Annotated in this window: 19 protein-coding genes and 1 riboswitch; of the genes, 11 read left to right on the forward strand and 8 right to left on the reverse strand. The window is 48.5% G+C overall.

The features are described 5' to 3' along the window. Nucleotides 1-4: 4 nt before the first annotated feature. The gene (locus tag ACFTRD_RS24675; protein WP_379384653.1) at nt 5-895 is read left to right on the forward strand and encodes a DMT family transporter; all 891 of its coding nucleotides are present in this window, start codon (nt 5-7) and stop codon (nt 893-895) included. A gap of 122 nt (nt 896-1,017) precedes the next feature. Beyond that, nucleotides 1,018-1,203 (forward strand): hypothetical protein, encoded by a 186-nt coding sequence (locus ACFTRD_RS24680; protein ID WP_062322497.1) that lies wholly within the window; start codon nt 1,018-1,020, stop codon nt 1,201-1,203. 177 nt (nt 1,204-1,380) lie between these two features. Here ACFTRD_RS24680 and ACFTRD_RS24685 read toward each other — a convergent pair whose 3' ends face one another. Next, complete coding sequence (locus tag ACFTRD_RS24685) at nt 1,381-1,812, reverse strand: NUDIX domain-containing protein (protein ID WP_379384656.1); 432 nt, start codon at nt 1,810-1,812, stop codon at nt 1,381-1,383. Between the two features lie 381 nt (nt 1,813-2,193). Here ACFTRD_RS24685 and ACFTRD_RS24690 point away from each other — a divergent pair, with 381 nt between their 5' ends. The 7 genes from ACFTRD_RS24690 to nfsA all read left to right on the forward strand — a co-directional run bounded on the left by ACFTRD_RS24690 (nt 2,194) and on the right by nfsA (nt 9,246). Further along, entirely contained in the window at nt 2,194-2,676 is a 483-nt protein-coding gene (locus ACFTRD_RS24690) for a GNAT family N-acetyltransferase (RefSeq protein WP_379384658.1), read from the forward strand. Nucleotides 2,677-2,830: 154 nt separating this feature from the next. After that, on the forward strand, nt 2,831-3,238 hold the full coding sequence (locus ACFTRD_RS24695) for a metal-sensitive transcriptional regulator (RefSeq protein ID WP_379384660.1): 408 nt from the start codon (nt 2,831-2,833) through the stop codon (nt 3,236-3,238). 57 nt (nt 3,239-3,295) lie between these two features. Next, entirely contained in the window at nt 3,296-3,496 is a 201-nt protein-coding gene (locus ACFTRD_RS24700; RefSeq protein ID WP_192262653.1) for a copper ion binding protein, read from the forward strand. 161 nt (nt 3,497-3,657) lie between these two features. Beyond that, a complete protein-coding gene (locus tag ACFTRD_RS24705; protein WP_379384662.1) occupies nt 3,658-6,192 on the forward strand; it encodes a heavy metal translocating P-type ATPase in 2,535 nt (844 codons plus the stop codon). Nucleotides 6,193-6,524: 332 nt separating this feature from the next. Beyond that, nucleotides 6,525-7,685, forward strand: coding sequence for a YhgE/Pip domain-containing protein (locus ACFTRD_RS24710; protein ID WP_379384664.1), 1,161 nt, complete (start codon nt 6,525-6,527; stop codon nt 7,683-7,685). Nucleotides 7,686-7,910: 225 nt separating this feature from the next. Continuing rightward, nucleotides 7,911-8,519: a TetR family transcriptional regulator gene (locus ACFTRD_RS24715; RefSeq protein WP_192262659.1), complete on the forward strand. Its 609-nt coding sequence runs from the start codon at nt 7,911-7,913 to the stop codon at nt 8,517-8,519. Beyond that, nucleotides 8,503-9,246, forward strand: coding sequence for an oxygen-insensitive NADPH nitroreductase (nfsA, locus tag ACFTRD_RS24720; RefSeq protein ID WP_379384666.1), 744 nt, complete (start codon nt 8,503-8,505; stop codon nt 9,244-9,246). Before ACFTRD_RS24715 ends, nfsA begins: the two co-directional genes overlap by 17 nt. Nucleotides 9,247-9,406: 160 nt before the next feature. On the opposite strand, the gene ACFTRD_RS24725 is transcribed toward nfsA, so the two are convergent. The 6 genes from ACFTRD_RS24725 to ACFTRD_RS24750 all read right to left on the reverse strand — a co-directional run bounded on the left by ACFTRD_RS24725 (nt 9,407) and on the right by ACFTRD_RS24750 (nt 14,388). Then, nucleotides 9,407-10,213, reverse strand: coding sequence for a TatD family hydrolase (locus tag ACFTRD_RS24725; protein WP_379384668.1), 807 nt, complete (start codon nt 10,211-10,213; stop codon nt 9,407-9,409). A 96-nt stretch (nt 10,214-10,309) separates the two neighbouring features. Beyond that, entirely contained in the window at nt 10,310-11,119 is an 810-nt protein-coding gene (locus tag ACFTRD_RS24730) for an ABC transporter ATP-binding protein (protein WP_379385236.1), read from the reverse strand. 136 nt (nt 11,120-11,255) lie between these two features. Further along, nucleotides 11,256-12,014, reverse strand: coding sequence for an ABC transporter permease (locus ACFTRD_RS24735; RefSeq protein WP_192262666.1), 759 nt, complete (start codon nt 12,012-12,014; stop codon nt 11,256-11,258). Beyond that, nucleotides 12,014-12,304, reverse strand: a complete 291-nt coding sequence (locus tag ACFTRD_RS24740) for a thiamine-binding protein (protein WP_024632265.1) — start codon at nt 12,302-12,304, stop codon at nt 12,014-12,016. The genes ACFTRD_RS24735 and ACFTRD_RS24740 overlap by 1 nt, the downstream gene beginning before the upstream one ends. Nucleotides 12,305-12,559: 255 nt before the next feature. Continuing rightward, nucleotides 12,560-13,600 (reverse strand): ABC transporter substrate-binding protein, encoded by a 1,041-nt coding sequence (locus ACFTRD_RS24745; protein WP_379384671.1) that lies wholly within the window; start codon nt 13,598-13,600, stop codon nt 12,560-12,562. A 221-nt stretch (nt 13,601-13,821) separates the two neighbouring features. After that, nucleotides 13,822-13,934, reverse strand: a riboswitch (TPP riboswitch). Between the two features lie 67 nt (nt 13,935-14,001). Continuing rightward, entirely contained in the window at nt 14,002-14,388 is a 387-nt protein-coding gene (locus tag ACFTRD_RS24750) for a VOC family protein (protein WP_192262673.1), read from the reverse strand. A gap of 186 nt (nt 14,389-14,574) precedes the next feature. Here ACFTRD_RS24750 and ACFTRD_RS24755 point away from each other — a divergent pair, with 186 nt between their 5' ends. Continuing rightward, nucleotides 14,575-15,063: a DUF2798 domain-containing protein gene (locus tag ACFTRD_RS24755; RefSeq protein ID WP_379384673.1), complete on the forward strand. Its 489-nt coding sequence runs from the start codon at nt 14,575-14,577 to the stop codon at nt 15,061-15,063. A gap of 184 nt (nt 15,064-15,247) precedes the next feature. Here the strand turns inward: ACFTRD_RS24755 and ACFTRD_RS24760 are convergent, their stop codons facing one another. Continuing rightward, complete coding sequence (locus ACFTRD_RS24760) at nt 15,248-16,483, reverse strand: MFS transporter (RefSeq protein WP_379384675.1); 1,236 nt, start codon at nt 16,481-16,483, stop codon at nt 15,248-15,250. Nucleotides 16,484-16,866: 383 nt separating this feature from the next. Here ACFTRD_RS24760 and serS point away from each other — a divergent pair, with 383 nt between their 5' ends. Then, a complete protein-coding gene (gene serS / locus ACFTRD_RS24765; protein WP_379384677.1) occupies nt 16,867-18,162 on the forward strand; it encodes a serine--tRNA ligase in 1,296 nt (431 codons plus the stop codon). Nucleotides 18,163-18,214 lie beyond the last annotated feature (52 nt).

The raw sequence follows: 18,214 nt of genomic DNA on the forward strand, positions 1-18,214 counted from the left end.
ACATATGGCTTTATCACGTGCAAAAGCAGGTTGGTTCCTGGCTTTTCTAGTACTCATGTGGGGAGTGAATTGGCCCCTGACCAAATACGCATTAAATTTTACACCTCCGCTTATATTTGCAGGCATGCGCCTGTTAATTGGAGGATTGGTGCTGGGGTTGTATGCTTTTCCCCGCTACAAAACGCTGAGGCTGAAGCAAACCTGGCATATCTATGCCATATCTGCGCTGCTTAATATTATTTTTTTCTACGGCTTTCAGACCGTTGGATTGACAGAAGTGCCGGCAGGATTATTTTCATCCATCGTGTTCCTACAGCCTGTGCTGCTTGGAATCGGAGCCTGGTTGTGGCTTGGCGAGTCCATGTATGGAATGAAAATTGCGGGATTGGTGCTAGGTTTTGCAGGCGTGGCTACGATCAGTATTGGTGGCATGACAGGCAAAGTATCCCCTGAGGGGGTTATGCTTGGGTTGTTCAGTGCCATTAGCTGGGCGGTCGGAACCGTATATATGAAGCGAAATTCAATGAAGGTCGATGGCATCTGGATGACAGCCATTCCGATTCTGATCGGCGGAGTTGTGCTGACATTGACAGGTACGGTTACAGAAAGCTGGGCTGATGTGCAGTGGGTGCTTCCTTTTATACTGGATATGCTGTTTATTTCGGTGTTTGTCATTGCGATGGGCTGGCTCGCGTTCTTCAAACTGGTCAGCTCTGGCGAAGCCAGCAAAGTAGGATCGTTCACGTTCCTGATTCCGCTGATTGCCCTGTTTTGCAGTGTGCTATTCCTCGGAGAGTCGGTGACGGTTAATCTGATTGCAGGTCTTGTTATGATTATTGCCAGCATCCTGCTCGTGAACGTTAAAGTGAAAGGCAGCAAGGTGGCTAAAATATAGAGTGTGGGGCGAACTTTCTTCCAGTGGTGATGAACCTTATATACATTCAGAATGACAATGCAAAAATTGGGTAAGTTATATATAGGAACATCACCATGAATACGAAAAAGGAGGACTCCAGCATGACACAACAGAACAATCAACCTCAGGATGAGGCAGAAATTCGCAACAAACTGGATGAAGACGGGGATTCCTTGATGGAGAAAAAGAAAATTTTGAGCGGTGTGGATATTGAGCCGCAAGCGGACGAATGGTCTGCCAAGCCATCACCTGTAGCATTTGATGAAGGCAAATCATCCAAAGAATAAGAGGAACCAAATATAGCTTAAAAAGAAGCGGGTACCGTTAAGGTATCTGCTTTTTTTTATAAGGCTATGTTAAAGTCTAATGTTGATTTTCCAGCATAAGAAAACCGCCTTGGTGAATAAGGCGGTTCTTTGAGCTATCGTCTCAGATAGTTGAATAGACTAAATGATGCTCCCAGACTATTCAAACCACTGTCTTGGTCCGATGATGTGGAATAATTGATTACTATCAGTATTCAAAGCTTCCTGTATACGTGCAATAGTGAAGTCGCTAATCGGTCTAGGCAAATCATCTACGTTGTAATATTTACATTCTGTTACCTCCGCAGCATCAGGCTGTGGTTGTTGATTATGGACTGCCTTACACATGAATGCAAAATGATGCATATCGTGAGCGGGTTCATAATACACGCCTGTTAAGCGACCTACAGCGACTTCAAGACCAGTTTCTTCAAACACTTCTCGCTTTGCAGTATCCTCTGCGGATTCATTAAGCTCTGATAACCCTCCTGGTAGTTCCCAATTGTATTTTCCGTAGTTATGTTTTACTAGAAGAATTCGCCCTTCTGAATCCATGATCACAGCAGCTGCCCCGACTGGTTTTTTTGACATTTCGTATCCCCTTTGATTTTTTTAGAAATAAGTTCCATATTTTAGACGATGATTACCTGTATTTGTTGTGGTCTATTAAAGTAATCTGCCAGTTAGCTTAACAAGAATAAGCAGATAGCCGAAGTTTGGTATTCTTATCGGTCACAGTAAATAGACATGATTTGACCAACATATTCTTCTTATTCGATGAGGTATTCTCATAGGTTGCAACACCATTGAAGCGGTCTTTTATAAAATAAGAAAAGGATAAGCTCTGGAGGATCATCGTTCTGATATTTAAGGGGATTTTCTGCAACACGCAGTCGGGGTTCATGAATCACATCGACAGATGTTTTTTTTATTGTATAATCATGGAAACGTTTGTGAGGGGAGAATGTGAAGATGAGTGAGATTAACATTAGACGGGCTGTCATCGGAGATTACACGGGAGTATCCGCATTAATGGATGAATTGCATCACTTGCATGTGGAGGCTCGGCCAGACGTATACAGAGAGTTGCAGACGAGAATGAGTTATAAGGAATATGAGCAACTACTGGGGACGGATCAGCGGTATCTATATGTTGCAGAAATGCTGGATAACAGTGAAATTGTTGGATATGCGAGCGCACAATTAAATGTTATTCAGAATGTGGACTTGTTACTGGATCGAAAGATGCTGTATATCAATGAAATCATTATTGGCAGCAAGCATCGTGGACATGGGACAGGCAAACAATTGATGCAGGTATTCATTGAGCTTGGTAAAGAGATCCAGGTCGACAGTGTTGAACTGACGGTGTCAACATTTAATACGGGTGCACAGGCTTTCTATGAACAATTGGGTTTGGTTGGCCGCAGCAGCAGAATGGAATACATACTCTAGTGCGCCTATACGAAGACTAATGGGGTAACTGGCGCGATCATGCAGGAGCAAAGCATGGTAATCATTCATTTTGATTAAAATAATAAAACAGTCTTGCATACCCCCACGGGGTATGTTATTCTTATAACAGAACGAAAGAAAAGGGGTGTTCGCGATGGAACATCAGAGCCATCCCAAGGAACCTATGGAACCATCAGTAACAGATGTAACAGATGTATCAGAAGTCTCACTGGCTATTCAACCAGCAGCTTCATGTCATACGGCAGGCAGTGACGGAAAGCCTGTTCGCAAGAGCCATCACTCCCAGGAGATGAAGGGCAACCTGATTTCTCGCTTGAACCGTGTTGAAGGACAGATTCGCGGGATCAAGGGATTGATTGACAAGGACACCTATTGTGACGATGTGCTGACGCAGATCGCGGCGGCTCAGTCTGCTCTCAATTCGGTAGGCAAGCTGTTGCTTGAAGGTCACATGAAGAGCTGTATTGTTGAGCGCATTCAGGCTGGAGAACATGAGGTTGTGGATGAGTTGCTGGTAACGGTGAGGAAACTAATGAAGTAAAAATGAAGTAATTCATTTAATTGAAGCAGTTATTTATATCATAAGGAGGAACTACCCATGTCTAATATTACGTTGAACGTTACAGGAATGTCTTGCAATCACTGTGTGAATTCGGTTGAAGAAGCCGTCAAGAATGTGGGAGCGAAGGGTCAGGTTGATTTGGCAGCAGGAACCGTCGCAGTTGAATATGACGAGCAGAAAGTCAATGTGGATCAGATCAAGGCTGCCATTGAAGATCAAGGGTACGACGTAGTCTAATCATTGCAGGCTTAAACTGAACTTCCCTTTGCATGGAAAGGACTTCAACAGATCTTTTCCAATGAATGAGTTCATGGTTTAAGCCTGATTTTCTGTCTTTTATATACCCCTTGGGGGTATTGGATGCGTGGTAATATTTCATAATGAAAGGAGCTAACAACATGGATAAGTCATCAACAACGGAAAACGCAACAGCATCAGAACCCATACCTTCACCTTCACCGGAAGCAGCGGGCTTACAGACTACACTGCAAATTACAGGGATGACCTGTGCTGCCTGCTCTACCCGGATTGAGAAGGGGTTGTCCCGAATGGAAGGGGTCAATCAGGCGAATGTTAACCTCGCCATAGAACAAGCAACCGTATCCTATGATCCAAAGACAACGAACATTAACGCATTACGGGATAAGGTAGAGGCGCTTGGGTATGGTACAGTAACGGATTCCGTGGATCTGAACATTACAGGCATGACCTGTGCTGCTTGTTCTGCTCGAATCGAAAAAGGTCTTTCCCGGTTGCCGGGTGTATCCCGTGCAAACGTGAATCTGGCGCTGGAAACGGGACATGTGGAATTCGCAGCGGGAGCATTGAAGGCATCCGATATTACTGCGAAGATCAAGCAGCTTGGTTATGGCGCTGAATTGCAGCAGACACAGGAAGATACCCAATCAGTACGTGAGCGTGAATTACAGCGCAAAAAGTGGAAATGGATGATCTCCGCTATGTTATCTTTGCCATTGCTATGGGCGATGGTGGGTCATTTCTCATTCACTTCGTGGATCTGGGTACCGGATCTGTTCATGAACCCTTGGTTCCAGTTGGTGTTGGCAGCACCGGTACAGTTTGTCATCGGATGGCAATTCTATGTGGGAGCCTATAAAGCGCTGCGCAATGGCAGTGCCAATATGGACGTACTGGTTGCTTTGGGCACAAGTGCGGCTTTCTTCTACAGTCTGTATCTGACCCTGACCAGTGGCAATGCAGCTTCGACCATGATGGATCATGGTGGGACGGGAATGGCTGCAGCAGCCATGCCAACCGTGGAACTTTATTATGAGACGAGTGCAGTTTTGATTACGCTGATCCTACTGGGAAAATGGTTGGAAGCCGTAGCTAAAGGGCGCTCGTCTCAAGCGATTAAGAGTCTCATTGAACTGGCTCCGCGTGAAGCAAGAGTGATTCGTGATGGACAGGAGGTTATTGTACCGTCGGCGTATGTCGCGGTAGGTGATCTGGTTCTGGTAAAACCGGGAGACAGCATTCCTGTAGATGGCGTCGTGGAGGAGGGGCAGTCTTCTGTCGATGAATCCATGTTAAGCGGAGAGAGCCTGCCCGTGGATAAAAAACCGGGAGATGCCGTTACAGGCGCTACGCTGAACAAAAACGGGGTATTAAGACTGCGTGCGACTCGCGTCGGTTCGGACACGGCTTTATCGCAGATTATTAAAGTGGTTGAGCAAGCGCAGGGTTCCAAAGCCCCTATTCAGCGGATAGCCGATGTGATCTCAGGCATCTTTGTTCCGATTGTTGTAGGCATCGCGGCAGTGACGTTCCTGATCTGGTATCTGTTCGCAAGTCCCGGTGACTTTGCCGGCTCGCTGGAGAAGGCCATTGCTGTACTTGTCATTGCCTGTCCTTGTGCGCTTGGACTTGCAACCCCAACGTCCATTATGGCTGGATCAGGACGTGCGGCTGAATATGGCGTGCTGTTCAAAGGCGGAGAACATCTGGAATCGGCACAGCAGATTCAGACCGTTGTACTGGACAAAACAGGTACAGTTACCCAAGGGAAGCCCGTGCTTACGGATGTAGTGTCGGCTCCAGAATGGACGGAAGCAGAGCTGCTTCAACGTGTGGGAGCGGCAGAGCAGAGTTCAGAGCATCCTTTGGCTGAGGCGATTGTGGAAGGAATTCGAGGTAAAGGTCTGGAGCTGACCCAGCCAGAGCAGTTCGAGAACATCCCGGGATATGGTGTGCGGGCCCGGGTTCAGGGACAAGAGATCCTGGTCGGGACACGCCGACTGCTTATGGATGCGAAGGTGAGTGTTTCCGAAGACATCATGCAGCAGATGAACAACCTGGAAGAACAAGGACGCACGGCAATGCTGGTCGCCGTGGATGGTCAATGGGCTGGGATCGTTGCAGTGGCTGATACCATCAAGGAAACATCCCGTGAAGCGATTGGCAGATTACAGGCCATGGGAATCGATGTCATCATGATTACGGGAGACAATGAGCGAACCGCTCGTGCCGTGGCAGAACTGGCGGGAATCGGTAAAGTTTTGGCCGAGGTACTGCCTGAAGGCAAAGCGGCGGAAGTGAAAAAGCTTCAGGAGAGCGGCCTCAAGGTAGCGATGGTTGGAGATGGTATCAATGATGCTCCAGCTCTTGCTACAGCCGACATTGGCATGGCGATTGGAACCGGAACGGATGTAGCGATGGAAGCGGCGGATATTACGTTGATGCGAGGTGATCTGAACAGTATTGCGGATGCGATCGAGATGAGCCGGCGCACCATGGGTAATATTAAGCAGAATCTGTTCTGGGCACTGGGGTATAACGTTATTGGTATTCCTATTGCAGCAGTAGGCTTTCTGGCACCGTGGCTGGCAGGTGCGGCAATGGCGTTCAGCTCTGTGTCAGTTGTATTGAACTCGCTACGTCTGCAACGAATGAAACTGAAAAGCAATGACTGACGTCCATTGAGGGACGTGGTTCAACTTTTCATTGTACTCAATAGTAAGCATAGAGTGCGGTCCGCTACGGCGGACCGTGCTTTTTTTGTTGGGGAAAGGTGGTTGAGATATGTTAAATGAAGTATCCTTTCCTTGTTAATAGAGTGAGGATGTACAATGTTGTCCTCTTATGAAACGGATATCATTGTTTGTGAAACACATCTTTATCTTTCTGAACCTTTCAGAAATTGATTGACAATATAGACATATGGATTTAAAATTTAAAACAATCGTTTGATTCAAACAATCGTTTACATCAAATTTGAACTAATCAGTAATGGAGGACATCATTTATGTTGCAGGCTTTACGCATTTTGTTGAAAAAACCGCCAGTAATTGTGGGGATCGTGACGGCACTTATGTTCCAAGTGATCTTCAGCGTGATCTGGATGACAGCATATTCCGGAGTGAATGACCGGGTGAATGAATTGACAGTGGCCGTGGTGAATGAGGATGGAGAGCAGTCCAAGGGGATTGCAGATCGCATAGCTGAGACGCTTCCATTCCATACGGTATCTAATCTGAGTGCTGCTGAAGCACTTGATCAGTTGAACCATCGCAAGATTCATATGGTGCTGAATATTCCAGCGGGCTTTAACGAGCTGATTCAGACAGCCGGTTCCACTGCCGAGATTAAGTACACCATTAACGAGGCGAACCCGGTTACAATTAAAAGCATGATGCAAGGTGTATCGCAAAGCGTGACAAACACGATTAACAAGCAAGCAACAGCTCAAGGCGTACAGACGGTATTAACGGCTTCCGGGGCGCCTGCGGATCAGGCCGCTGAAGCTGCTGCCAACCTGACTACCCGTGTAGAAGGTACAACCACTTCAATCAATTCGGTTAACGGCATGAATAACCAGATGGTTCCGATGATGATGGTACTGGCCTCATATGTGGGAGCCATGATCATGGGTATGAACCTGCAGGCAGCGATGGGCATGCTGTCCGCTACTTACTCCCGTTTAACTCTGTTTGGCGCAAGAATGGTCATTAACATTGGGTCTGCCCTGATAGTATCTCTGCTCGGTTCTTCGTTGATCGTTGCGCTGGGTGGACAGATCGAGCAAGGCTTTATCTCATTCTGGTTGTTCCAGGCATTGTTCCTGTGCACGTTCATGTTCTTCTCCCAGTTCTTCCTGATCTGCTTTGGTCCAGCGGGAAGCCTGTTCAACATCATTTCACTGTCTATGCAACTGGTATCTTCCGGTGCCATGGTGCCACGTGAACTGCTGAACAGCTTCTACAGCGGTATTGGTCAGTATCTGCCAGCCACATATGCCGTTCAAGGTATTCTGAGCGTTCAACTGGGCGGACCTGGAGTTCAATCCGCTGCTGGCTCGGTTGCTATTGTATTGCTCGTTGCTGTAGCACTTTCTTTGATGGTGACGTTGTTGAAAAAACAACATATGCCAGCTGGGGCTCCAAGTCCAGCTCCAATGAACAGCTAATTTGCAGCAGATGTACGGGTCTTCATAGGAAATGATCAAGCCCCCCGGTGATTTTTCGCCGGGGGGCTTGGTTTAATGGTAGGTTGAGGGTGGCCGGCTTTGGAGGATCAGGGCAGCACACCTTGCGCTTTGATGCACAAACTTTCATAATAAAACGATAGAGCAGTCTCGCTGCAGCCCCATGAGCTGGAGCAATGAATAGAACGGACAAGAGGAGCGGACGGAATGACGGAACCGGAATTGGATATAAAAACGAGGATTTTGCTTGCAGCCAAAAAACTTTTTGCACAGCAGGGGTATGACGGGACAAGTGTTCGTCAAATCTGTGATGAGGCGGGTGCGAATGTGTCACTGGTTTCGTACCATTTTGGCGGGAAAGAAAAGGTGTTCGAAGCATTATTTGAGCACTTTTTTCCTGATCATATGATGAACGAGCTGGCTGAAGAGTCCATGTCCTCCCCCGTGGAGGGTATCCGGCGAATCATAGGTGAAGTTGTAAAGTTCACAATGACGGATCGGGAGATGAGCGATATTGTGCAGCTGGAAATTACGCTGCGTACTCATCGCACAGCTACCGTGTTTCGTTTTTTGGACCCCGTCTGGACCAGAGTGAGAGAACTGCTGCAAGAAGGCAAGGAGCAGGGTGTATTTCAGATCGAGTCCGTATCTTATGCGATGCTTCAGGTCATGGGTGTAGCTTTGGCGCACAAACGGGCCAAGAACTCACGATTTAGCTTTGACTATCAGGATATGAACAAAGATGAACTGGCCGAGCAGACCATTGAATTCGTACTACGAGGATTGGGAGTGAATAGCAATGAACGAAACCATTGAATTGATGATGAAGCACCGCTCCGTGCGGAAATTCAAGCCGGATCCGGTAAGCGAGGAACAGCTGGCTGCAATCGTGGCTGCGGGACAGATGGCTTCCTCTTCAAGTAGTGTGCAGGCCTATACTGTAATTGCGGTTACGGAGCCGGAGCAGAAGGCCCAATTGGCTGAATTGGCAGGCAATCAGTCTTACGTCAACGAATGTCCTGTGTTTCTCGTATGGTGTGCTGACCTTTATCGGCTGAGCGATGCTGCCAAGCGTCATTTGCCTGAAAAGGAATCCTATGAGGACTCCACTGAAAACTTTATGGTGGCCACAATTGATGTTGCACTCGCATCGCAAAATGCTGCGCTTGCAGCAGAGTCACTGGGTTTCGGAATTGTATATATTGGTGGGCTGCGCAACCGCATTGAGGAAGTTAGCGAACTATTGGGCTTGCCTGAAGGTGTATATCCAGTATATGGAATGTGCATTGGTGTTGCTGATCAGGAGACGGGTATTCGTCCGCGTCTACCGCTTGATGCGGTCTTACACCATGGCCGCTATAATGCCGAGCAGACCCTCAAAGGTGTCGAGAGCTATGACGAAACGACCGCTGCATACATGAAGGAACGCACCCATGGGGAACGTTCTACACCGTGGTCCGAAATGATGGCGAAGCGTATTACCGAGCCGGTACGTTTACAGATGAAGCCGTTTCTCGAAGGCAAGGGATTCTTGAAGCGTTAATGATAAACCAAAAAAAGAAGTCAGTTCGGCCGGAGCCGACTGACTTCTTTTGGGTGTTGCCCCTTTTTTGTTGGGAATCAGCAAGAGGTTGGGCACCAATCTGATTAAATTTGCTTCCTTGGCGTGAGAGTTGTCAGGGTAGATGGATACGTCTAAGCGCCTAAAGCAGACCATAGAAGCGTTTCGTATTCTGATAAAAGAGACGCGCAGCTCGCTCCGTTCCCATACCGGTCACTTCGCTCCACGCTTGAATGACTTGTCGGGTCATGACAGGGTGTGTCATTCTTCCCTGAAAAGGACCCTCAAAGGGCCAAGGTCCATCGGTCTCTGCCATAACCTGCTCGGAAGGATACTGGCGAGCTAATTCGCGAATTTCATCTTCGTATATGATATCAGGAGTGAATGAGACAAAGTATCCGTTGTCAGCCATTCGCTGGACGGTCCGCTTCGAACCTTTGAACCAGTGAAAATGAGCCCGGCGATAATGATATTGCTCCAGCAGATCACAGGCGATATCGGCGTCCTCGTATACAGCATGCAGTACGATCGGTTTACCATGTCGTTTCGCCAGCTGGATAAATCGCTCCAACAGATCGACATAGCCGCTTTGATCAAAGGGTTGTCCAGCTCGTTCGGCTTCCTGCCGATTGTAGTAGGGCAATCCAACTTCCCCAATGGCTGCAGCTCGTCCGATATGCTTCTCGATCCAGTCGAAGAACAGATCCTGCTCTGCCAGGGACGGAAGGGACTGCTCGGGGTGGAAACCAAAGGCCGGATATACGGTGTGAGGGTACTGTGAAGCCAGTTCCAGGTTGGTTTGGGCAGATGCCAGATTCATAGAAACGGCGATAACCGCTTCAACCTGCTGGGACGGGAAAGAGTTTAACAACTCTCGTTGTTCGTCGGATGTATATTTGTCCAGGTGAAGATGGGCATCGATCAAGGGTGCAAAGGCTGTAGAATGCATGAGATGGGCCCCTCCTTTTTGTCTTTTACAAATGATACGCAGAGTGGTGTGTGTTGGATCACCCATTTAAGGAAAAAAATAACTTAAAAACCCGCGCTATTTGGATAGGCGGGTTTTCTGCTGTTCTTCTCTCATCCACTGGGAAATCTGCCGTTTCCGTTCAAGAAAAGCAGACTCCTCCGTGATCGCTTCGCGACGTGGACGATCAAAGGGAACATCGACCTCGTGCAGTACAGTGGCAGGCCGGTTGGATAGAACATAGATCCGGTCAGCAAGCAATAATGCTTCCTCGATATTGTGGGTAATGAACAGCACGGAGCGGCGGTTCTGTTCCCAGATATCGAGCAGCCAACGCTGCATGTCGCTGCGGGTCAGTGCATCCAGCGCACTGAAAGGCTCGTCCAGCAGCATCAGCTCCTGCGGACTGAGCAGGGCACGCAGAAATGCCACCCGCTGCTGCATGCCACCCGATAACATATGCGGATAGGCTCGTTCGAACCCGGCGAGGCCCACACTTCCCAGCCACTTCCGGGCATCGGCGAGCGCCTCAGCTCGGGGTGGTGCATCCGCAGACACTTCGCCTGCAAGCAGCACATTGTCTTCAATGGTGCGCCATGGGAAAAGAGCAGGCTGCTGCGGCATATAGCTAATCTTGCCGCGTTGTCCCGTAACATCCTGACCATTCATCAGGATTTGGCCCTCCTGTGGTTTCAGTAAGCCGCCGATGATGTGAAACAGGGTGCTTTTTCCGCAGCCGGAAGGACCGACGATGGCTACGAATTCTCCTTGTTCCACGGTCAGGGACAAGCTATTCAGAACGGGCAATATACTGCGTCGCTCGCGGAACGAGGCATGTATATCCAATACCTCCAGCGCTGGCGGTGAGTTTTTTTCTTTTATAGCCATGGCTCCATGTTCAGGACCTCCACCATGCGTTGGAGTGGTTACAACAGCATCCGGCGCAGCAGCAGCTCCCCGCTCGTTGTGTTCGGGTGTCATCTCGTTATCACTTCCTAACCTTTATATGGAGCTTATTTCAAAGTTATCGCTTCTGCGGCCGCCAGCGTACGAGCAGTTTCTCCAGTAGCGCAATGAGCAGGAAGAGCAGCAGGCTCAATGCCACAATAATCATGATGGCCACGAAAAGACGATCCGTGCGATAGGCTGATTTTTGCAGCATCATATAATAGCCGATGCCCTTATCTGCACCGATCCATTCAGCGATGATCGCACCCATGACGCTATACGTAGCGGCAATTTTAATCCCCGAGAACACCGAGGGCAAGGCATGTGGAAGTTCGAGCTTCCAGAAAATTTGGCCTCGTTTTGCACCAGCCATGCGCATATAGTTCATCATCGCTGCATCGGTACGGGTCAACCCGTCCATGGCAGCTACAGCCACCGGGAAGAAGCAGACCAGAATGATGGTAATCAGTTTGGGCAGCAGCCCAAATCCGAACCAGATCAGCAAGAGCGGAGCAAGCGCAATGGTCGGTATATTTTGACTAAGAATAAGTAATGGGTAGAGTGCAGATTTCAAAAATGGAATCAAATGCAGCACCATTGCAATCAGTAATCCCACGAGCGTACCTGCTGCAAACCCTATCAATGTCAGCTGAATGGTTGCCCATGCATGCATGCCAAGTCGCTCGGACTGTGACGCGGCTTCATGGGCGATGTCCGAAGGCGCTGGCAGCATCCATTTCTCGATATGAAACAGGGAGACGGCTCCCTGCCATACCGCTATAAAGAGAATAACCGCCACAAAGGGCGGCCATACGCTTTTCCAATAGGCATGCATTAGCGATATTTCTCCGTCAGGGTGTCCATGCTGAAGCCGCTCGGGCTATGGGCGATCTTGATCTGCGAGATAATGCTCGGACTGCCAGCTTCCACGAGAACTTCGTGCATTTTGCGGACAACCTCAAGCAGTTCCTCCAGTTCTCCCTCCATCGTGGTATCGAGTGGGTTAACCTGATATTTCAAGCCTGACTGCTGAATAACTTCGATAGCACGATCAACGTAAGGATAGGAATTTTCGCCATTTGGCGTTTTGGGAATGACTTGAATGCTAAGTAGTGTACTTGCCATGAAAGATCACGTTTCCTTTCGGGTTAAATTGCATGAGTTAAACCAGCTTTACACTTTACCACTCCGATTGCAGTACCCTCTTCCGATCGCTGTTATCCCCGGATTTCTTTAACGATTTTTAACGGAGGAAATCCGGGGATGGCATATGCTTCCGAAGGAGCTTTCTTTCAGAAAGCTTTTAGGCGACCACTTCGTTTCTACAGATGGGTTCTGCACTCTTCGTTCTGGTGTAAAAAAGTTAAACTTAAACAATTTTTATTGGGGTAAAAACTCGTTTGTATACGCCTTGGATACATCAACCTGCTGATCAAGCAGTTTTTTGCTAAACATCCAATCGGTATAGTTCTGCCATACTTCCTGCTTCTGCTCACCCCAGTGCGGTGCGTCATCCTGATATTTCGGACTCAGCCACTTCTGGCTCGCGAGTACAAGGTCCTTGTCCAGATCCGGTACGGCCTTAATCAGAATGTTGGCAGCGTCTTCGGGATGTTCGATCGCATATTGATATCCTTCGGAAGTCGCTTTCAAGAACGCTTTAACCAGCTCGGGATCGTTCTGAATCGTCTGTTCATTGGTAACGAGTACAGGTGTGTAGTAGTCCAGTGCTTCGGAATAATCCTTCACATATAACATGTCGATCGGTTCGCCGCGCAATTCGGCTTCGATACCCGTCCACGCGTAGAAAATCCAGGCAAAGTCGATATCGCGTTTCACAGCAGTGAAGAAGTCTGCATCGCCCATATTAATATTTTTTACTTTGGATACATCAGCGCCTTCGCCTTCCATAATAGACTGCATCACGGCTTCTTCTACCGGGGAGCCCCAGCCCCCATAAGTTTTGCCTTCAAAATCTTTGGGGGACTTGATGCTTCGATCCACCGGAGCGGCAAATCCGGACGTGTTATGCTGAATAACCGCAGCGATGGACACGAGTGGTACGCCTTGTGTGCGGGCCTGAGTCACGCTCTCCTGATAACTTACGCCAAAAGGCACTTCGTTCGAAGCCACCATGGTATCCGCGCCTCCGGCACCTGGCTGTACAATCTCGACATTTAAGCCTTCGGCTTTGTAAAAACCTTGATCTACGGCCGCATACAGGCCGGTATGATTCGTATTTGGTGTCCAGTCCAGCACCACTTTAATATCCTTGAGGGCTGCGTTGTCACCTTCATTGCTGTTTTCGGTGTTGCTGCTGCCATTTTCTCCTGAAGGTGCAGCTTCTTTGCTGCCACATGCGGAAACAGTTACCAGCAGCACGCACAAGAGCAATAGGCCCATCATTTTACGCCATCTCATCTTCATTTCTCTCCTTCATGTTGTCCGGCCAGTGGCGCGGGGTACTCCTTGGCTTCATATCCAAGCTTCTTGCATAAATCGACAGATTTATACCAGCTATGATCCGGATGACGTCACTTTTTTTAGCTCTCTGGCTATATAAAAGAACATTAAAAAAGCGCCCCGTTAATCCGGGACGCGTGCAGGCGTTAGAGATGTGGCACTCAGCAAAGAGGCTGGGCCAATTCGATATACTCCGATTCCTACGCTGGCATGATCCAGATCAGGTCTAAGGGTCAGTATCTTGGTGGGATACACTCTCAGCCGGCCTATTCCGACTCCCCTGGGAAACTATGAAGTTACGGGCATTACTAGGTGTAATTATAGGCCAGAGGCCAATGCATGTCCAGTCAGTAAATGGCTTAGCGCTGGAAGAACTCAATCCATTCCTTCTCGGGTCCATAGATGAAGAAATAACGGTAACCGTTGGGCAGTGTAATGATCTCTCCATCAATAAACTCGGCCTCGGTTGCCTTAATGCGGTTGTACTCGGACTCAAGGTCATCGACATGGATGGCAAAATGGTGCACTGTTCCTTCGGAAGGCAGCTTGTCGCTGTATCCCTGAATCAACTCAATCTCAGTCTCGTTGCTTCCGTTGAATCCGAGAAAGGCGAGCTGGATGACGCCGTTGGTATGGGTTACCCGGTCTTTCAATTCAAGACCAACAATCTCCGTATAGAAACGGAGTGTGGTCTCCAGATCACGAACGGCAATGCCGACGTGGTCAATGCGCTTTTGAAAACTCATAATCCAAATCCTCCTTATATTCAGTGAATCTTTTCTACCATTTTAAGGGATATCATAGGGTTGTGCTGCGAGGTTGTCAAATAAGAGTTTAATTTGGAAAAATTATAATTGTTCACATAATGTTCACTTATGAGGAGGGTGTCGTCATCTCTATAATTACGAAGGTAAACAGAGAGGATGAGAGAATTGCCAACAACGAAGAAAGAACAGATTGTTTTTGGAATGATGATGTGCACAGGGATGGTCGTCGTCATGATGACCTTCAATTTATGGCACAATGGGTTATTGAGCAAGATGTCCGCGCTTGAAATACTGCTTCAATTCATATTGTGCTTTATCATTGCGTTTTTAGTGGAATCCTTCATTGTCGGACCTGTAGCGAGAAAAATTGCATTTTCCTTACCTTTTGACAAGTCCAACAAAATCCTGGGTGTGCTCGCTATGTCATTTTTCATGGTCATTGGGATGGTTCTGATCATGTCCTTGTACGGAATGATTTCCGCTTATCTTGCGAATCAATTAAGTGGAGCATCCGTACTAAGTACATATCTTCATACGATTGCTCGTAATTTCAGCCTGGCGCTTCCTTACCAAATTATTATTCTGGGACCACTCGTTCGATATGTATTCGGTAAATTCATTAAGGATAGAGGGAGTGTAGTCCCTTCAACCTGAATAAAGTTTAGTGCCAACTTAAAGCACCTGAAAGTATTTCCTGGGCAATCGTCTACTGCTCTAAGATAAAGAAGTAATGGTTCATTTTAAATGAAAATGGCCTCATAGCATTTACCGCTACGAAGCCTAACTTTTTACAGCTATGATTCAATTGAATCTAAGTTCTTATCTAGTTCGGTAGGTGTTACGATGCGGAACTTACATCATATCTGCGCTGCCATTGATAGGCGATTATACTGATAATGAGCAGACCGACTGAAAAAATGGCGAGCATCCATGCGGATTGATTGACTTCCAGATGATCCAGACTCCAGCCTGTAACCAAAGGCAGAATGGCACCGCCAACTCCACCTGATGCAATCAGGATGCTGGGCGTCGATTCTTCTGTACCAGGCATCATTTTGCTGGCGAAGACAAGGGCAATGGAGAACACACCCGATAGTGCAAGCCCGAGCAACAGAATGATTAGAAATACCGACCAGATCTGGTTGGTAAAAGGAAAGATCATCAGCAGTACAACTGCTGCAAGGCAGCTGTACAGAACGTAGACGCGATATTGGAACTTCTCCGCAATATATCCGGCGAAGAGCCGCCCAACAGACATGGCGATCCAGAAGCAGGTAACACTGAGCGCGGCACCCGCTTCCTTCATGTTCATTTTCTCAATCAGAATGGCGGGCATGAAGTTGGCAAGACTCATTTCGGTTCCGACGTAGAGAAAGAAAAACAGAACAAATAAAGACAGAAGAGCCAAATTGCGGCCGCGATAGGTTGAACGAGTTGGTGTAATGTCTTCTGGATTCGTTCCATTTGGCGATGCTGCAGCGTGAGCGTGTACAGGAGTCTGGTCTGAGCTGCGTCGACTCAGCTCGCTGTCCAGCTCACCGAATGAACTTTTGGCCCAGAAAATGAAGGTCATCGCTGCACAGACAGCAACCACGAGGAAAGACAGCCGCCAGTATCCGGCAGAGATCAGACCGCTGGCAATGAGCGGCATGACCATGGCCCCGATACCGAATAACACTTCAAGTCGGCTCATGGCAACCGCGGTATTATCTTTGATTGCAGCAATGATGATTGTACCGATGACAGCCTCAATCATGCCGAATCCGAATCCGGCCGCGGGTGCAATGACGAACATCCAGCCCCAAGGAGGCAGCAGCATGTAGGATAACTCTGCAATGCAAAGCAGGGCCGCGGCAATTAATAGACCGCCTCGTTTGCCAAAGCGTTTATTCAACCACGGAGATAATAGTACCCCACCCAGGAACCCGGCAAATTGGGCGAAAATAAGCGTTCCTCCTTGACTGTAATCCTTGCCATAATGTTCAAGGGCAACAGGCAGGATGGAGCCGAGAACCACGTGGGCAAGTCCGATGAGGAAATAGGACAAGCATCCGATCCAAAGCAATTTTTTCATGAAGAAAAACTCCTTCTAAATATATGATGTATATGTAGCGAGTCTGCCATTCAGGAGCATTTCCCAAAAACAAACAATCTCTATCATAACAGGACATGTAAGGGGGTGCACGGATAACTTGCGATGAGGCGAACGATCGTATATACTGAAACACAACAATTACAGATCGGACCATGCCGTTGAAGAGCATCCAACTCGGAGGCGTTTTCGCCAGGGGAGCGAACATTTCCCCAAGTTAACCGGAACCGCCCGTTATCGCGGACCAAGAGGCTGGACCTGAATATTCTGGTTCGGCAAGTTGGGTGGCACCGCGAGCAGAGCGCTCCTCGTCCCAAGGGATGAGGGCGCTCTTTGTATTTTTACAGCCAAAGGAGACGGTGACCATGTTGGAAATGAAGTGGATTCGGGAGCATGCAGAAGAGGTGCAAGCTGCAGCAGTCGGCAAGAAAATGGATATCAGTATTCGTGAATTATTGGAACGGGACGAAGAACGCAGAGCACTTTTGCAGGAAAGCGAAGAAGGACGCAGGGTAAGGAACACCTTATCAGCGGACATCGGCAAGCTGATGCAAGCTGGTGAGCGTGAACAGGCCGAGGGTTTAAGGGAACAGGTGAAACGGCTGAACGATCAGTTGGAGCATGTTGAAGCCAAGCTTGCCGTTGTGCAAGAGGAAGTGACAAGGCTGCAATGGTTGGTACCCAATGTTGTATCACCGGATACGCCAATGGGCGCATCGGACGCGGATAATGTGGAGCTGCGACGTGTGGGTGAGCTGCCGGTATTCGATTATGAGGCTAAGGACCACGTAGAACTCGGTGAACGGCATGATCTGATCGATATTCCGCGCGGGGTGAAAATCGGCGGAACACGAAGCTACGTGCTCAAAGGAGCAGGACTGCTCCTGCATCGGGCTGTACAGCAGCTTGCGCTTGATCTGCTGTTGAAGCATGGATTTACCCCGATGGAGGTTCCCTTGATGGTGAGGGAGAATACACTTTTGAACACAGGGTTCTTCCCAACAGGACGGGATCAGGTCTATGAATTGCAAGGCGAGAACAAGTGGCTGGTGGGCACATCGGAAGTGCCGCTGGTTTCGTATTATGCGGATGAGATTGTGGATGTGCAGGAGCCGATCAAGCTGGCTGCCGTATCGACGTGTTTCCGCAGTGAGGTTGGATCAGGCGGGCGGGATGTGCGCGGGTTGTACCGGGTGCATCAGTTTGCCAAGGTGGAACAGGTGATTATTAGTGCGCCTGTTGCGGAAGAGTCAGAACGTATGCTGCAGGAGATCACGGGACACGCCGAGGAATTGCTGCAACTGCTGGAGCTGCCTTACCGTGTGGTGGCGGTGTGCACAGGGGATATGTCGCAGAAAACGTACAAACAGTATGACATCGAGACCTGGATGCCAAGCCGCAATGGTTACGGAGAGACGCATTCGTCGTCGAATCTGCATGACTTCCAGGCTCGTCGTTCCAATATTCGCTGTCGTGATGCCGAAGGCAAGCTGGCTTACTGTCACACGCTGAACAATACAGCGGTAGCTTCGCCACGTATCCTGATTCCATTGCTCGAAAATCATCAGCGGGCGGATGGAAGCATTCGCATTCCGGCGGCACTTCAGCCCTATATGGGCGGTTCTGAATATTTGAATTTGCCACAACGGCATAAAGAATAAGCGATACGTGCTTAGCTAAAATTACAAGGGATGTCTCATAAGTCATGCGCAT

This window comes from Paenibacillus sp. NPDC056933 (genome assembly GCF_042674385.1).
GTDB lineage: Bacteria > Bacillota > Bacilli > Paenibacillales > Paenibacillaceae > Paenibacillus.

Bases quoted from the DNA above. Each gene is read 5' to 3' on its own strand.
- ACFTRD_RS24675 (WP_379384653.1), top strand. From the start codon at position 5: ATGGCTTTATCACGTGCAAAAGCAGGTTGGTTCCTGGCTTTTCTAGTA.
- ACFTRD_RS24680 (WP_062322497.1), top strand. From the start codon at position 1,018: ATGACACAACAGAACAATCAACCTCAGGATGAGGCAGAAATTCGCAAC.
- ACFTRD_RS24685 (WP_379384656.1), bottom strand. From the start codon at position 1,812: ATGTCAAAAAAACCAGTCGGGGCAGCTGCTGTGATCATGGATTCAGAA.
- ACFTRD_RS24690 (WP_379384658.1), top strand. From the start codon at position 2,194: ATGAGTGAGATTAACATTAGACGGGCTGTCATCGGAGATTACACGGGA.
- ACFTRD_RS24695 (WP_379384660.1), top strand. From the start codon at position 2,831: ATGGAACATCAGAGCCATCCCAAGGAACCTATGGAACCATCAGTAACA.
- ACFTRD_RS24700 (WP_192262653.1), top strand. From the start codon at position 3,296: ATGTCTAATATTACGTTGAACGTTACAGGAATGTCTTGCAATCACTGT.
- ACFTRD_RS24705 (WP_379384662.1), top strand. From the start codon at position 3,658: ATGGATAAGTCATCAACAACGGAAAACGCAACAGCATCAGAACCCATA.
- ACFTRD_RS24710 (WP_379384664.1), top strand. From the start codon at position 6,525: ATGTTGCAGGCTTTACGCATTTTGTTGAAAAAACCGCCAGTAATTGTG.
- ACFTRD_RS24715 (WP_192262659.1), top strand. From the start codon at position 7,911: ATGACGGAACCGGAATTGGATATAAAAACGAGGATTTTGCTTGCAGCC.
- nfsA (WP_379384666.1), top strand. From the start codon at position 8,503: ATGAACGAAACCATTGAATTGATGATGAAGCACCGCTCCGTGCGGAAA.
- ACFTRD_RS24725 (WP_379384668.1), bottom strand. From the start codon at position 10,213: ATGCATTCTACAGCCTTTGCACCCTTGATCGATGCCCATCTTCACCTG.
- ACFTRD_RS24730 (WP_379385236.1), bottom strand. From the start codon at position 11,119: ATGGCTATAAAAGAAAAAAACTCACCGCCAGCGCTGGAGGTATTGGAT.
- ACFTRD_RS24735 (WP_192262666.1), bottom strand. From the start codon at position 12,014: ATGCATGCCTATTGGAAAAGCGTATGGCCGCCCTTTGTGGCGGTTATT.
- ACFTRD_RS24740 (WP_024632265.1), bottom strand. From the start codon at position 12,304: ATGGCAAGTACACTACTTAGCATTCAAGTCATTCCCAAAACGCCAAAT.
- ACFTRD_RS24745 (WP_379384671.1), bottom strand. From the start codon at position 13,600: ATGAGATGGCGTAAAATGATGGGCCTATTGCTCTTGTGCGTGCTGCTG.
- ACFTRD_RS24750 (WP_192262673.1), bottom strand. From the start codon at position 14,388: ATGAGTTTTCAAAAGCGCATTGACCACGTCGGCATTGCCGTTCGTGAT.
- ACFTRD_RS24760 (WP_379384675.1), bottom strand. From the start codon at position 16,483: ATGAAAAAATTGCTTTGGATCGGATGCTTGTCCTATTTCCTCATCGGA.
- serS (WP_379384677.1), top strand. From the start codon at position 16,867: ATGTTGGAAATGAAGTGGATTCGGGAGCATGCAGAAGAGGTGCAAGCT.